The sequence below is a fragment of the Superficieibacter electus genome (genome assembly GCF_002915575.1).
Taxonomy (GTDB): Bacteria; Pseudomonadota; Gammaproteobacteria; order Enterobacterales; family Enterobacteriaceae; genus Superficieibacter; species Superficieibacter electus.
Window position 1 is genome coordinate 15,962 of sequence record NZ_PQGD01000012.1, and the last position, 14,701, is coordinate 30,662.

Here is a 14,701-nt window from a genome sequence, read left to right on the forward strand (position 1 = left end):
TCCGGGTTAATTCAGGATCGCACAATTGTGGTCCTGAATTTCTTCGGCGGAGGCCAGATTAAAGGTCAACAGATCCCGTTCGGTCGCCAGCAGCACCAGCGAGCCGTCGCTTTGCTGCGCCATCGCCAGCGAATAACGCCCCATATGCGCCCGCGCGTCGGGCACCTCTTCCGCCAGCATCACAAACGGGCTGCGCTGCATTAACTCGTTCTCCGTTACCCGCCGCGCCAGATAATCGTGGCCCAGTAGTCCGCCCTCCAGGGGCAGCCAGCGGGCGCTGATGGTCGTCAGGCTGGTATTTAACTTCGCCCGCACATCCTCGCGCAGGCAAGAAATATGAATATGCAGATGGTTTTGCGTGCGTCCGAGGCGGGAATTGACGGTCAGCGAGATCGCCGCATCCGGCACGGGTCTGCCGTTTTGTTCGCTCAACACGCCGCGTTTCTGCCACGCCAGCCAGAAGTAATCCGGCGTCTTTGGCTCGAGCAATAACGGGCTTTCGATGCCATTTATCCGCCAGGTTGGCATCAACAGGTATTGCAGCGGACCGTTTTTGTCTTTGAGCAGGACGTAGCCTGCACGTAAATCCGCCTCTTTGCAGGGTGCGGGGGTATGGTGTTGTTGTTGCCCGGGAATACATTGATCGAAAGTGATATGCCTGAGCGCGTCAGGATTTCCGGTGTGAAGCCAGTAAAAACCGCCTGCCGCGAGGATAACCGCCGCCAGTAACATCACGACGATGATGCGCTTTATATTTTTCATTAACCGATACCTTCGATGCTTTTTTCAGAGGGTACCGCAGATTGATGAACAAATAAAAACGGCCGCCAGGAGCGTTGGTATCGGGGACGGATTAATGGGTGTACGGCGTTGGCTCCGGGGGTACATCTGCCGGGCGGCGCTGCGCTTGCCCCGGCCTACATGGGTGTATGGCGTTGGCATTGGGTGTATGGCGTTGGCATTGGGTGTCCGGCGTTGATATCGGTGGTGTGCCAATCGGTGTGCGGCGTTGGCTCCGGGGGTATATCTGCCGGGCGGCGCTGCGCTTGCCCCGGCCTACATGGGTGTATAGCGTTGGCATTGGTTGTCCGGCGTTAATATCGGTGGTGTGTCAATGGGTGTACGGCGTTGGCTCCGGGGGTATATCTGCCGGGCGGCGCTGCGCTTGCCCCGGCCTACAGGGGTGTATGGCGTTGGCATTGGTTGTCCGGCGTTAATATCGGTGGTGTGCTAATGGGTGCCCGGCGTTGGCTTTGGGGGTACATCTGCCGGGCGGCGCTGCGCTTGCCCCGGCCTACATGGGTGTATGGCGTTGTCATTGGTTGTCCGGCGTTGATATCGGTGGTGTGTCAATGGGTGCCCGGCGTTGGCTCCGGGGGTACATCTGCCGGGCGGGGCTGCGCTTGCCCCGGCCTACGGTGTAAGGGTGGTGCTACCGTAGGCCCGGTAAGCGCAGCGCCACCGGGCAACCTGGCACAGCGCCAGCGCTTTTCGCTACTGCGCACCGCGACGGTTAGCGCTTGCTAATCTGGTCGAACGTACCGCCGTTAGAGAAATGCTCTTTCTGCGCTTTCGTCCAGCCGCCGAACTCTTCATCAATCGTAAACAGCTTCAGTTTCGGGAATTCACTGTCATATTTCTTCGCCACATCGGCATTGCGCGGACGATAGAAGTTTTTCGCCGCAATTTCCTGGCCTTCCGGTGAGTACAGATATTTCAGGTACGCTTCCGCCACGGCCTGCGTTCCTTTCTTCTCTACCACTTTATCAACCACCGACACGGTCGGTTCTGCCAGAATAGACTCGCTCGGGGTCACAATCTCAAACTTGTCTTTCCCCAGCTCGTTAGTCGCCAGCAGCGCTTCGTTTTCCCATGCAATCAGCACGTCGCCAATCCCGCGCTCAACGAAGGTGTTGGTCGACCCACGCGCGCCGGAATCCAGCACTTCAACGTTTTTAAACAGCGATTTCACAAAATCCTGCGCTTTAGCCTGATCGCCATTGTTATGATGCAGCGCATAACCCCAGGCAGCCAGATAGTTCCAGCGCGCGCCGCCGGAGCTTTTCGGATTCGGGGTGATCACTGAAACGCCCGGTTTAATCAGATCGTTCCAGTCATGAATTTGTTTAGGGTTGCCTTTACGCACCAGGAACACGATGGTCGAGGTATACGGCGCGGAGTTGTCCGGCAAACGCTTGATCCAGTTTTTATCAATACGACCACGTTCAGCAATCGCGTCAACGTCATAAGCCAGTGCCAGCGTAACGACATCGGCTTCAATACCGTTGATAACCGAGGTCGCCTGTTTGCCCGAGCCGCCGTGCGACTGACGAATCACTACATTGTCGCCTGTTTCTTTTTTCCAGTGAGCGCTGAAAGCCTTGTTGTACTCATCGTACAGCTCGCGCGTTGGATCATAAGATACGTTTAATAGCTGGACATCCTTCGCCAGAACGCTGGTTGACGCCAGCAAAAGAGTTAATCCCACGCCCCACTTATTCATCGCCCACTCTCTGTATGTTGTGTTTTGATGAGGTCAGCGTGCCAGAAAGCGATCCAATGATTAAAGAATAAAAAAAGATTGGCTATAACGAAGAGGAATATAACGAGGGAAAAACCCTCTCTGCGCACAGAGAGGGTAATAAATCAGACTTCTTCCATGCGGCCCAGCAGCGCCTGAAGGCGATCCTGCCAGCCCTGCTGCTGCTCGCGCAGGTGGTGATTTTCACGCTCCAGATCTTCACGGTTCTGCTGTGCAGAGTGAACTTCCTGAGACAGGTTGTTGTTCTTCTCTTTCAGCTCTTCGATCTCCATCTGTAACAGAGTGATGGTATCAATCGCCTGCTGTACTTTTGCTTCCAGTTTTTCAAACACTTCTAATGACATCGTCCTACCTCTCCTGAATTGCAAGGCGCTGATGGATATGAATCCTCGTCCCGAACACCGGCGACGCCTTAATGAATTAGCTTACCACCTTAGCTCCGATTGTATGAAGCCCCGCCCTTACTGTCCAGCGGCATCCCGCGCTGTTTGCGGATTGCGTCCATTTTCAGCCAAAACCTGATGCGTTCGTCGCAAATACCACTTAATTGTTAACCCATGCGTTAATGAAATGATTCAGCTCTCATTATTTTTCTGGCGTAAAAATACACTACATAGCGCGAAAACGCTCATTTTGTTGACGCAACACACACTTTTTGATTTCGATATTTCTCGTTTTTGCTCGTTAACGATAAATTAACATTAAACATACAATGCTGTATGGTCGTCTTCGACCGTTATGCACATATTGCTTCTCACCTTGCTTTAGGATCGGATTATGAGCCAAACAACAACCCTGAAAGGTCAGTGCATCGCAGAGTTTTTAGGCACCGGACTGCTGATTTTTTTTGGCGTCGGCTGTGTTGCCGCGCTGAAAGTGGCGGGCGCAAGCTTCGGCCAGTGGGAAATCAGCATTATCTGGGGGCTGGGCGTCGCGATGGCGATCTACCTGACCGCCGGTGTTTCCGGTGCGCATCTGAACCCGGCAGTCACTATCGCCCTCTGGCTGTTCGCCTGTTTTGACGGGCGTAAAGTCGCGCCGTTTATCCTCGCGCAGTTCGCCGGGGCGTTTTGCTCGGCGGCGCTGGTTTACGGTCTTTACTACAATCTGTTCGCCGACTATGAACTGACGCACCATATGGTGCGCGGCAGCGTCGAAAGCCTTGATCTGGCGGGGATATTCTCCACTTATCCTAATCCACATCTCAATTTTGTGCAGGCCTTCGCAGTTGAAATGGTGATTACCGCTATTCTGATGGGCGTGATCATGGCGCTGGGCGATGATGGTAACGGCATTCCGCGCGGGCCGCTGGCACCGCTGCTGATTGGCCTGCTGATTGCGGTTATCGGGGCCTCAATGGGGCCGCTCACCGGTTTTGCCATGAATCCGGCGCGTGATTTAGGTCCGAAAACCTTCGCCTGGTTTGCCGGATGGGGCGATGTTGCCTTTACCGGCGGGAAAGATATTCCCTACTTCCTGGTGCCGCTGTTTGGTCCGATTGTCGGCGCGGCGCTGGGCGCGTTCGGCTATCGTAAGCTAATTGGCCTGCACCTGCCGTGTGATATTCCAGTGGCAAAAGACGAGAAAGACACCGCTGCCACTACGCAAAAAGCTTCGCTGTAATACGACTACAGGACTTATAACCATGACTGATAAAAAATATATCGTTGCGCTCGACCAGGGCACCACCAGTTCCCGCGCCGTTGTGATGGATCACGACGCCAATATCATCAGCGTATCGCAGCGCGAGTTTGAACAAATTTATCCAAAACCAGGCTGGGTTGAGCACGACCCGATGGAAATCTGGGCGACCCAAAGCTCCACCCTGGTAGAAGTACTGGCGAAAGCCGATATCAATTCCGATCAGATTGCGGCGATTGGTATTACTAACCAGCGTGAGACTGCCATCGTCTGGGAGCGCGAAACCGGCAAGCCCATCTATAACGCCATCGTCTGGCAGTGCCGCCGTACTGCTGAGATCTGCGAGCAGCTAAAACGCGACGGCATGGAAGACTACATCCGCAAAACCACCGGGCTGGTTATCGACCCGTATTTCTCCGGCACCAAGGTGAAATGGATACTCGATCACGTTGATGGTGCGCGTGAGCGGGCGAAGCGTGGCGAGCTGCTGTTCGGTACCGTTGATACCTGGCTTATCTGGAAAATGACCCAGGGCCGCGTTCACGTTACCGACTATACCAACGCCTCGCGCACCATGCTGTTCAACATTCACGAGCTGGACTGGGATGACAAAATGCTGGAGGTGCTGGACATCCCGCGCGCCATGCTGCCGCAGGTCCACAAATCGTCTGAAGTGTACGGCCAGACCAATATCGGCGGTAAAGGCGGCACCCGTATTCCGATCGCCGGGATCGCAGGCGATCAGCAGGCGGCGCTGTTCGGTCAGCTGTGCGTCAAACAAGGGATGGCCAAAAATACGTACGGCACCGGCTGCTTTATGCTGATGAACACCGGTGAAAAAGCGGTGGCCTCTGAGCACGGTCTGCTGACCACCATTGCCTGCGGCCCGCGTGGCGAGGTGAACTATGCGCTGGAAGGTGCAGTATTTATGGCCGGGGCGTCTATTCAGTGGCTGCGCGATGAAATGAAGCTTATCAGCGACGCTTTCGACTCCGAGTATTTCGCCACCAAAGTGAAAGACACTAACGGCGTGTATGTCGTGCCTGCCTTTACCGGGCTGGGCGCGCCTTACTGGGACCCGTATGCTCGCGGCGCGATCTTCGGTCTGACGCGCGGTGTGAATTCCAATCACATCATCCGCGCGACGCTGGAATCCATTGCCTATCAAACCCGCGACGTACTGGAAGCGATGCAGGCAGATTCCGGCATTCGTCTTCACGCGCTGCGCGTGGACGGCGGCGCGGTGGCCAACAATTTCCTGATGCAGTTCCAGTCCGACATTCTCGGTACCCGCGTGGAACGTCCGGAAGTGCGCGAAGTGACGGCGCTGGGCGCGGCTTATCTGGCCGGGCTGGCGGTTGGCTTCTGGCAGAATCTGGATGAGCTACAGGAAAAAGCGGTGATTGAACGCGAATTCCGCCCTGGCATCGAAACTACCGAGCGTAACTACCGTTACAGCGGCTGGAAAAAAGCGGTGAAACGCGCGATGGCGTGGGAAGAGCACGACGAGCGCTAAGGTTTTCAGAGACAACCCCGGTAAGCAGTGCCACCGGGGCAATGTCCGGGTAACGGCTAACGCCTTACCCGGACAATCTGAAATTAACCAAACATCGGCATCATCAGAAAGAGTTTAATGACCAGGGCGTTCACGATATCAAGAAAAAATGCCCCAACCATTGGCACCACCAAAAATGCCGTATGCGACGGGCCGAAACGTTCGGTGATCGCCTGCATATTGGCAATCGCGGTCGGTGCCGCGCCAAGGCCAAAACCGCAATGCCCGGCAGAAAGTACGGCGGCATCATAGTTTTTCCCCATCATCCGGTAGGTGACAAAGACCGCATACAAGGCCATTGCCAGCGTTTGTACTGCCAGAATCGCCAGCATCGGCAGTGCCAGCGACGCCAGCTCCCACAGCTTCAGGCTCATCAACGCCATCGCCAGGAAGAGTGACAGGCAGACGTTGCCCAGTACTGAAATCGCCCTATCAAATACCCGATAAAAACCGATCAGCGCCAGACCGTTGCTGAGAATGACACCCATAAACAGTACGCAAACGAAGGTAGGAAGCTCCAGCACGGTGCCCGCCAGCAGATCCGCAATCACTTTCCCTACGGTCAGGCAAATGGCGATCAGCGCAATCGACTCAATCAATACCAGCGAGGTGATCATCCGGCCGACATCCGGTTTTTCGAAGGCCGTGGGCGTGGCAAGATCGTCAGGCGTCCCCTCCGGCGTGGGCGAACGTTTCACCAGAAAGCGCGCTACCGGGCCGCCGATTAATCCGCCCAGCACCAGACCAAAAGTGGCGCAGGCCATCGCGACTTCTGTCGCATTGGTAAAACCATACTGCTCAGAGAAGAGTTTTCCCCAGGCGGCCCCGGTGCCGTGCCCGCCGGAAAGCGTAATAGAGCCTGCGAGCAGCCCCATCAACGGATCGAGACCCAGCGCTTTTGCCATCCCGATACCAATGGCGTTTTGCACCACCAGCAGCCCGACCACCACAATCAAAAAGACACCCACCACTTTGCCGCCCGCGCGCAGACTGGCAAGGTTAGCATTCAGACCAATAGTCGCAAAAAAGGCCAGCATCAGCGGGTCTTTCAGACTCATATCAAAGTCGATTTCCCAGCCCATGCTTTTTTTCAGTACCAGCAACGCCAGCGCCACCAGCAGGCCGCCCGCAACGGGTTCAGGAATGGTGTATTTTTCAAAGAAGCGGACGGAATGGACCAGTTTACGTCCTAACAGCAGCACCATCGTGGCGGCGACTAACGTCGATAATGTATCAAGGTGAAACATAGATAAGGCTCCTTATTCAACGCATGATCCATTCATACGCGACAAATTTCCCATGTCGTGACGACCTCATCATGAGGTTCCAGTCCGGATTGTAAGCAATAACGTATTAAAAGCGATAAAAAAAGTCGGGGGACAAGATAACCAGGCAGACGGAATAGTACGCAAAATCAGAAAATGGTATGGGCAGTAACTTTTTACGCCACAACATAAGCAACCGATTGCTTTTACCTGGAAGTGGGATAAAATCCCCCCTTTTCCACCGCGGGATTGCCTCTGATGTCTGTTAACACGCTCGAATCTGAAAGTGCGCAACCGATTGCGCCCATCCACAATAGCGAACTGATTTACCGCCTTGAAGATCGGCCTCCTCTGCCTCAAACTCTGTTTGCTGCCTGCCAGCATCTGCTGGCAATGTTCGTCGCGGTGATCACCCCGGCGCTGCTGATTTGCCAGGCGCTCGGATTACCGGCAGAGGACACTCAGCACATTATCAGTATGTCGCTGTTCGCCTCTGGCGTGGCCTCCATCATTCAGATTAAGGCGTGGGGACCCGTCGGTTCCGGGCTACTGTCGATTCAGGGTACCAGCTTCAACTTTGTCGCCCCGCTGATCATGGGCGGCACGGCATTAAAAACCGGCGGCGCGGACGTCCCGACCATGATGGCGGCGCTGTTCGGCACGCTGATGCTGGCGAGCTGTACTGAGATGATCATCTCCCGCGTCCTGCATCTGGCGCGCCGCATCATCACCCCGCTGGTGTCTGGCGTGGTGGTGATGATAATCGGCCTGTCGCTGATTCAGGTCGGGTTAACCTCCATCGGCGGCGGCTTTGCGGCAATGAACGATCACACCTTTGGCGCGCCAAAAAACCTGCTGCTGGCGGGGGTAGTGCTGGCGGTAATTATCCTGCTGAACCGTCAGCGTAACCCGTACCTGCGCGTTGCCTCGCTGGTGATTGCCATGGCGGTCGGCTACGTAATGGCCTGGTTGATGGGCATGCTGCCGGAAGGTAACGCGCCGGCCAACAGCCCGCTTATCATGGTACCCACGCCGCTGTACTACGGCCTCGGCATTGACTGGAATTTGCTGCTGCCGCTGATGCTGGTGTTTATGATCACCTCGCTGGAAACCATCGGCGACATCACCGCCACCTCTGACGTTTCCGAGCAGCCGGTCTCTGGTCCGCTGTATATGAAGCGCCTGAAAGGCGGCGTGCTGGCCAACGGTCTGAATTCATGTGTTTCTGCCGTATTTAACACCTTCCCGAACTCCTGCTTCGGGCAGAACAACGGCGTCATTCAGTTAACCGGCGTGGCCAGCCGCTATGTTGGCTTCGTGGTGGCGCTGATGCTGATCGTACTTGGGCTGTTCCCGGCGGTGAGCGGCTTTGTGCAGCACATTCCGGAACCGGTACTGGGCGGCGCGACGCTGGTGATGTTCGGTACTATTGCCGCCTCCGGCGTGCGCATTGTTTCCCGCGAGCCGCTGAACCGCCGGGCGATCATGATTATCGCCCTGTCGCTGGCCGTGGGTCTCGGTGTTTCCCAGCAGCCGCTGATCCTGCAATTTGCCCCGGACTGGGTAAAAAACCTGCTTTCCTCCGGCATTGCGGCAGGCGGTATTACCGCGATTGTGCTGAACCTGCTGTTCCCGCCAGAGAAAAACTGATGCTGTGCGGCAGCGGGCCTGACTCGCTGCCGCTGTAACGCACTTTCACCATTCCTTCCTTGAGCATTTCCGCTAATTCGGGCATAACTCCTGTATGTCTATTTCTCGGGAAGGATGACCATGAAATTTCTCGGAAAACTGATCGCCTGGATATTGATTGCCGTTCTGGTGGTCATTATCGCGTTCTACTTCCTTGTTCAGACGCGCTGGGGAGCCAAACAGGTCAGCGACTGGATTAGCAATAACAGTGATTATCAGCTCACGTTCGATGCTATTGACCACCGTTTCTCCTCCCCCTCACACATTTTATTAAAAAATGTGACGTTTGGCCGCGACGGTAAACCCGCTACGCTGGACGCCAAGACGGTTGATATCGGGCTAAGTAGCCGCCAGTTCACCGATCCACTGCACGCAGATGCGATTATTTTGCAGGACGGCACGCTGAACCTGTCGCCCGCCACCGCGCCGCTGGCTATCCGTGCCGATCGTCTTCAGCTTATTAATATGGCGTTTAACAGCCCGGAAACCGGCTGGGCTCTGAGCGCCCAGCGCGTGACCGGCGGCGTCAGCCCGTGGTTGCCGGAAGCGGGGAATGTACTGGGCAGCAAGGCCGATATGATGATGAGCGCCGGGTCGCTGACGCTCAATGGCGTGCCGGCCAGCAACGTGCTGGTACAGGGCAGTATCGATCATAACAACGTTAATCTGACCACCATTGGTGCCGATCTGGCGCGCGGTGCGCTGACTGGCTCCGCACGCCGTGATGCTAACGGTGGCTGGGTCATTAACAACCTTCAGTTGAACGATATTCGCCTGCAAAGCAACAAAACGCTGGCGGATTTTTTTGCGCCGCTGACCACCGTTCCTTCCCTGCAAATCAATCGTATGGATATCACGGACGCGCAGCTTCAGGGGCCGGACTGGGCCATTATCGATCTCGATCTCAGCCTGCGCGATTTGACCCTTAGTAAAGAGGACTGGCAGAGTCAGGGCGGCAAGCTGTCAATGAACGCCAGCGAGTTTATCTACGGCTCGCTGCATTTAAACGATCCGATCCTTAACGCTGAGTTTTCCCCGCAGGGCGTGGCGCTGCGCCAGTTCACCTCGCGCTGGGAAGGTGGCATGGTCCGCACTTCCGGCAACTGGCTGCGCGACGGCAAGGCGCTGGTGCTGGACGATTTCGCCCTGGCCGGGCTGGAATACACCCTGCCGGAGAACTGGAAGCAGCTCTGGATGACCCGGTTGCCCCCGTGGTTACAGAGCGTAACGATTAACCGTCTGAACGCCAGCCGCAACCTGGTGATCGATATCGACCCGGCATTCCCCTGGCAGTTAACAGCGCTGGACGGCTACGGCAGCTATCTGCAGGTGGCAAAAGATCGCCAGTGGGGGATCTGGGGCGGCGCGGCGGGGCTGAATGCAGCCGCCGCCACGTTCAACCGGGTGGATGTGCGCCGTCCGTCGCTGAAACTGACCGCCAACGCTTCAACGGTGAATATCAGTGAACTGAGCGCTTTTACAGAAAAGGGGCTGCTGGAGGCAACGGCGACTGTGTCGCAGCTTCCACAGCGCCAGCTTAGCGTCAGCCTTAACGGGCGCGGCGTGCCACTGAATATCCTGCAACAGTGGGGATGGCCTGCGCTGCCGATTACAGGCGACGGCAACGTGCAACTGACCGCCAACGGCATATTACAGGCCGACGCGCCGCTAAAACCCTCGGTGAACGGTCAGCTACAGGCGGTGAACATGGATAAGCAACAGGTGACGCAGACGATGCGAGGTGGCGTAGTGAGCGGCGCAAATGACAGTCCGGTGTCGTTGGTTTCACCCTCACCCCAACCCTCTCCCTGAGGGAGAGGGAGCAGACCGGCGACTGGCGCGGGGGATATTTGCGCGGGTAATCCACCCTCACCCCGGCCCTCTCCCTGAGGGAGAGGGGGAAAACTGGCGGCTGACGCGGGGGATAGTTGCCGGGGGTAATCCACCCTCACCCCGGCCCTCTCCCTGAGGGGGAGGGGGAAAACCAGCGGCTGACGCGGAGATAGTTGCCGGGGGTAATCCACCCTCACCCTAACCCTCTCCCTGAGGGAGAGGGCGCAGACTGGCGACTGGCGCGGAGATAGTTGCCGGGGGTAATCCACCCTCACCTTGGCCCTCTCCCTGAGGGAGAGGGGGCAAACCGGCGGCTGACGCGGAGATAGTTGCCGGGAGGTAATCCACCCTCACCCTGGCCCTCTCCCTGAGGGAGAGGGGGCAAACCAGCGGCTGGCGCGGAGATAGTTGCCGGGGGTAATCCATCAACGGCGAGAGTTAAGGTACGTCCTCACCTCATCCACCGCACGGTCCCCTCTCCCTGAGGGAGAGGGTTAGGGTGAGGGGGAAACGCCAGCACCACAGTAACGTTCTGATTCACACCACCAGACGCTGATACTCATTACATAACAGCCACTTCACCGGTTCGTTTTCCTCAACGCTGGCGTAGCGCGCGCCAGCCTCAAGGAAATGATTATCCTGCCTGTCGTCGTTAACCGTTGAGATTTCCCAGCCAAGCACCAGCGCTTTTTCCGCCCAGAAACGGTGATAAAGCCGCCGCGGCAGGCATACCCCCTGCCCCGGCTTCAGCACCAGCGTCTGAGCCGGGCGCAGCAGGCGGCGATGCCCGTCAACGGCAATCTCAATGGTCCGCTGTTGATCCAGTTGATTATCTTCCGTTGACCACGCGAACTGCATACACAACTCGCCGCCGCCCCGGTTAACAATATCTTCCATTTTATGGGTGTGGAAATGCCACGGCGTATGCTGATCCTGCTGGATTTGCAGCATTTTTTCCGCGTAAGGCTTCGGATACCGCGTGCTGTGCAGCGCGCCGTTGCGTAAAGTCAACAGCGTTAACCCGGTTGCCGAAAAATTGCCCCGGCCAAAATCAGTGATATCCCAGCCAAGCTGCAAATCCATCACCTCCTGCCATTCCGCAAGCGGTTGTTGTCGCCATGCCGCAGCGGTAAAACAGGCGAAATCCGGTAAACACAGGCGGAAACTCTCCGCGACCGCATGCGCTTTATCTATTGAGTAGTTGATCAATGAACGCTTCATCGTATTTCCCTCCTGACGCCATTAAGGCGGGCGCACCCGCCTCGCAGGAATTAATAGAGCGTCGCTTTGCCGGTTGAACCAAATAACTTCATTTTGTAGCGAATCACCTCGCGCGCGGCGTTAATCGGTTCCGGATAAATAACATTCGGGTCCCACCATGTCTCTTTGCCCAGAATTTCACGCACTTTCTGAAAATAGGCATATTTCATATCGCTGGAGATATTGATTTTACCGACGCCCAGGGTCACTGACTCGGCGATTTCCGCATCAGGGTTGGCGGAGCCGCCATGCAGCACCAGCGGAATGGACAAACGCCCCGCGATCTCACGCAGGATATGCATCTGTAGTTTGGGCTGCATCCCTTTCGGGTAGATGCCATGGGCGGTCCCGATCGCCACCGCCAGCGTATCAACGCCGGTTCGGGCGACGAAATCCTCTGCCTGCGCCGGATCGGTATAGGTCACTTCAGACACGCCGCCTTCCACGGACGTGCCCGTCTGGCCGATGGTTCCCAGCTCGCCCTCGACGGACACCCCAACCGCATGCGCCAGGCTGACCGCCTCACGCGTCAGCGCCACGTTCTCTTCATAAGGCAACAGCGAGCCGTCGATCATTACCGACGTAAAGCCACATTGAATAGCGCGCAGCACGTGCGCTATTGATGCGCCATGATCAAGATGCAGGGTGAAAGGGACCGGGCTACGACGGGTGATTTCGCGAACGTAGCCAAAAAAGCTGTCGCCGAGAAAATCATGCTCGCTGGGGTGCACAGAGATAATCGCCGGGGTGTTGGTTGCCTCCGCTTCTTCCACCATGGCGCGGATAAAACAGCTATCCGCCACGTTGAATGCGCCAATCGCAAAGCCGTGCTGGCGGGTGGGTTGCAGCAGTTCTTTCATCGAAACTAACATCGTCATTCTCCCGTTTCAGAGTGTAGTAAGCCCTGCCAGGGCGCGGGTGCGCTGGCAGATAAGGCATTACAGGAAGTGGATCAGGCTTTGCCGATAGCGCCGGAAGCCTGAAGATAAGGGGTGATGGCCTCTTCGCTGGCCTGCTCCATGACCGCCATCACGTCGGCCAGTTCAGAGGTGCTGTCATGGCACAGCGCGTGAAGTAATGCGGCTTTTCCGGCCTCAAAAATCGCTGCGCCAACGTTAATTTTCGCCACGCCCAGCGCCGGGCAGCGGGCTATCTGCTCGAATGGCGTACCGCTACCGCCATGAAGCGCCAGCGGCACGTCTGACAGGCGGGCAATCTCCGCCAGCCGCCCGAAATCGATTTGCGGCGTTACCCCCGGGGCATACATGCCGTGCGCGGTGCCAACAGAAACCGCCAGCAGATCGATCCCCGTCTGGCGGATAAACGGCTCCACATCATCGGGTTGCGTCATTAAATCAACATTGGTGGAGCGATCGTAGCGTGGCGCATCCGCCAGATGACCGAGTTCGCCCTCTACGCATACCCCTGCGCTGGCGGCAACCTCAACTACCGCACGCGTCTGGCGGATGTTCTCCGCCAGCGGAAAGGCGGAGGCATCAATCATCAACCCGCTAAAACCTGCGCGAAATGCCTGATAAATCAGCGCCGGCTCTTTTCCGTGATCGAGGCTGAGCGCCACCGGCACCGTGGCTTCTTCAGCCAGCACTTTCACCACCGATGCGGCGACGCTGGCCGGAAAGTGGGGAAGATGCCCCTGATAAAGATTGAGGATAATGGGCGCACGGTGGGCCTGCGCTGCGCGGATCGCCGCCCTGGCACTTTCCAGATTCATGCAGTTAATCGCCAGCAGCGCGTAATGCTCACGCCAGGCTTTCGTCACCATACTTTTCATATCGGCAAACATACGGCCTCCGGTTATTCCAGGGTAAAGGTGATCTCTTCGTCTTTCACTTTGCGATCGCTTAACTCGTCGAATTCTTCATCCTGCTCCGTCACCGGTTTTTTCCACAGCGACAGCATGACGCCGCAGATAACGGTCCCGATGCCGAGCGCCAGACAGAACAGCAGCGGATGGGTAAAAAGGGGTACGACGAACATTCCGCCATGCGGCACCGGGCTTTCCACGCCCCAGACCATGATTAACCCTCCGGCCACCGCCGACGCGACCAAGCAGGACCCCACGACCCGCAGAAGATCGCGGGCGGCGATGGGGATGACGCCTTCCGTAATCATGCAGATCCCCATCGGAAAGGCGGCTTTCAGCGCCTCACGCTCGGCGCGGGTATATTTATGACGGGTCAGCAGGAAGGAGAGCGTAATGCCAAACGGTGGGATAATAGAGCCGACAAACTTCACGCCCTCCGGGCCATATACTCCGCTGACCAGCAGACCATCGGCAAACAATGACATGGTTTTGTTCACCGGGCCGCCAAAGTCGAAGGTCGCCATGGCACCGAGAATGGCCCCCAGCAGAAAACGCGAGCCGCCCTGCATGGATTCCAGCAGGTGGATCAGCGCCTCCTGAAGCCAGGCAATCGGCTTACCAATCAGCGTCATCATCAGCAGGCCGCCGATAATGGTGCTCAGTACCGGCAGGACCATTATCGGCATCAGTCCCTGCATCGACTGCGGCAGGCGGATATAGCGCCTCAGCAGCAGTACGGTATAGCCGACTAAAAACCCGCCGAGCATACCGCCGATAAAACCGGTGTGAATTTCGCCACATACAAAGCCGACAATCAGCCCGGGTGCAAACCCTGGCCGGTCCGCAATGGAATAGGCGATGGCGGCGCTGATCAGCGGAACAATAAGCCCCATTCCCCAGCCGCCGATTTGATTCAGCATCCACGCAACAGAGCCGGTTTTCTCGCCAACATTGGTGCCGCCCAATATCTGACCGAGGGCGATGCAAATCCCCGCCGCGACAATCAACGGGATCATCCAGGAGATCCCCGTTAATAAATGTTTTTTTATTTCCTGTGATACCGGAATTTTATGTTCACTCATGTGAGATCC

Annotated in this window: 12 protein-coding genes; 4 read left to right on the forward strand and 8 right to left on the reverse strand. The window is 56.8% G+C overall.

The window, feature by feature from the left end:
* Window positions 1-6: 6 nt before the first annotated feature.
* From CHU32_RS15460 to zapB, 3 genes are all read right to left on the reverse strand, one after another.
* On the reverse strand, window positions 7-762 hold the full coding sequence (locus tag CHU32_RS15460; protein WP_103676371.1) for a CDP-diacylglycerol diphosphatase: 756 nt from the start codon (window positions 760-762) through the stop codon (window positions 7-9).
* Window positions 763-1,513: 751 nt separating this feature from the next.
* On the reverse strand, window positions 1,514-2,503 hold the full coding sequence (locus CHU32_RS15465) for a sulfate ABC transporter substrate-binding protein (protein ID WP_103676370.1): 990 nt from the start codon (window positions 2,501-2,503) through the stop codon (window positions 1,514-1,516).
* A gap of 143 nt (window positions 2,504-2,646) precedes the next feature.
* Entirely contained in the window at window positions 2,647-2,886 is a 240-nt protein-coding gene (gene zapB, locus CHU32_RS15470; protein WP_103676369.1) for a septal ring assembly protein ZapB, read from the reverse strand.
* A 433-nt stretch (window positions 2,887-3,319) separates the two neighbouring features.
* Between zapB and CHU32_RS15475 the strand changes: the two genes are divergently transcribed.
* Complete coding sequence (locus CHU32_RS15475; RefSeq protein ID WP_103676368.1) at window positions 3,320-4,165, forward strand: MIP/aquaporin family protein; 846 nt, start codon at window positions 3,320-3,322, stop codon at window positions 4,163-4,165.
* 22 nt (window positions 4,166-4,187) lie between these two features.
* On the forward strand, window positions 4,188-5,699 hold the full coding sequence (gene glpK, locus CHU32_RS15480) for a glycerol kinase GlpK (protein ID WP_103676367.1): 1,512 nt from the start codon (window positions 4,188-4,190) through the stop codon (window positions 5,697-5,699).
* Window positions 5,700-5,782: 83 nt separating this feature from the next.
* Here the strand turns inward: glpK and gltS are convergent, their stop codons facing one another.
* Window positions 5,783-6,985 (reverse strand): sodium/glutamate symporter, encoded by a 1,203-nt coding sequence (gene gltS / locus CHU32_RS15485; RefSeq protein WP_103676366.1) that lies wholly within the window; start codon window positions 6,983-6,985, stop codon window positions 5,783-5,785.
* 276 nt (window positions 6,986-7,261) lie between these two features.
* Here gltS and CHU32_RS15490 point away from each other — a divergent pair, with 276 nt between their 5' ends.
* Both CHU32_RS15490 and CHU32_RS15495 read left to right on the forward strand, forming a co-directional pair.
* On the forward strand, window positions 7,262-8,653 hold the full coding sequence (locus CHU32_RS15490; protein ID WP_103676365.1) for a nucleobase:cation symporter-2 family protein: 1,392 nt from the start codon (window positions 7,262-7,264) through the stop codon (window positions 8,651-8,653).
* Between the two features lie 120 nt (window positions 8,654-8,773).
* Window positions 8,774-10,504 carry an AsmA family protein gene (locus CHU32_RS15495; RefSeq protein ID WP_103676364.1) on the forward strand — a complete coding sequence of 577 codons (1,731 nt, stop codon included), beginning with the start codon at window positions 8,774-8,776 and terminating at the stop codon, window positions 10,502-10,504.
* 558 nt (window positions 10,505-11,062) lie between these two features.
* Here CHU32_RS15495 and CHU32_RS15500 read toward each other — a convergent pair.
* The 4 genes from CHU32_RS15500 to CHU32_RS15515 all read right to left on the reverse strand — a co-directional run bounded on the left by CHU32_RS15500 (window position 11,063) and on the right by CHU32_RS15515 (window position 14,692).
* The gene (locus CHU32_RS15500; protein WP_103676363.1) at window positions 11,063-11,746 is read right to left on the reverse strand and encodes a D-lyxose/D-mannose family sugar isomerase; all 684 of its coding nucleotides are present in this window, start codon (window positions 11,744-11,746) and stop codon (window positions 11,063-11,065) included.
* 50 nt (window positions 11,747-11,796) lie between these two features.
* Window positions 11,797-12,657: a ketose-bisphosphate aldolase gene (locus tag CHU32_RS15505; protein WP_103676362.1), complete on the reverse strand. Its 861-nt coding sequence runs from the start codon at window positions 12,655-12,657 to the stop codon at window positions 11,797-11,799.
* An 80-nt stretch (window positions 12,658-12,737) separates the two neighbouring features.
* Complete coding sequence (locus tag CHU32_RS15510) at window positions 12,738-13,589, reverse strand: class II fructose-bisphosphate aldolase (RefSeq protein WP_103676361.1); 852 nt, start codon at window positions 13,587-13,589, stop codon at window positions 12,738-12,740.
* A gap of 11 nt (window positions 13,590-13,600) precedes the next feature.
* Window positions 13,601-14,692: a PTS fructose transporter subunit IIC gene (locus CHU32_RS15515; protein ID WP_103676360.1), complete on the reverse strand. Its 1,092-nt coding sequence runs from the start codon at window positions 14,690-14,692 to the stop codon at window positions 13,601-13,603.
* Window positions 14,693-14,701 lie beyond the last annotated feature (9 nt).

Bases quoted from the DNA above. Each gene is read 5' to 3' on its own strand.
- CHU32_RS15460 (WP_103676371.1), bottom strand. From the start codon at position 762: ATGAAAAATATAAAGCGCATCATCGTCGTGATGTTACTGGCGGCGGTT.
- CHU32_RS15465 (WP_103676370.1), bottom strand. From the start codon at position 2,503: ATGAATAAGTGGGGCGTGGGATTAACTCTTTTGCTGGCGTCAACCAGC.
- zapB (WP_103676369.1), bottom strand. From the start codon at position 2,886: ATGTCATTAGAAGTGTTTGAAAAACTGGAAGCAAAAGTACAGCAGGCG.
- CHU32_RS15475 (WP_103676368.1), top strand. From the start codon at position 3,320: ATGAGCCAAACAACAACCCTGAAAGGTCAGTGCATCGCAGAGTTTTTA.
- glpK (WP_103676367.1), top strand. From the start codon at position 4,188: ATGACTGATAAAAAATATATCGTTGCGCTCGACCAGGGCACCACCAGT.
- gltS (WP_103676366.1), bottom strand. From the start codon at position 6,985: ATGTTTCACCTTGATACATTATCGACGTTAGTCGCCGCCACGATGGTG.
- CHU32_RS15490 (WP_103676365.1), top strand. From the start codon at position 7,262: ATGTCTGTTAACACGCTCGAATCTGAAAGTGCGCAACCGATTGCGCCC.
- CHU32_RS15495 (WP_103676364.1), top strand. From the start codon at position 8,774: ATGAAATTTCTCGGAAAACTGATCGCCTGGATATTGATTGCCGTTCTG.
- CHU32_RS15500 (WP_103676363.1), bottom strand. From the start codon at position 11,746: ATGAAGCGTTCATTGATCAACTACTCAATAGATAAAGCGCATGCGGTC.
- CHU32_RS15505 (WP_103676362.1), bottom strand. From the start codon at position 12,657: ATGTTAGTTTCGATGAAAGAACTGCTGCAACCCACCCGCCAGCACGGC.
- CHU32_RS15510 (WP_103676361.1), bottom strand. From the start codon at position 13,589: ATGTTTGCCGATATGAAAAGTATGGTGACGAAAGCCTGGCGTGAGCAT.
- CHU32_RS15515 (WP_103676360.1), bottom strand. From the start codon at position 14,692: ATGAGTGAACATAAAATTCCGGTATCACAGGAAATAAAAAAACATTTA.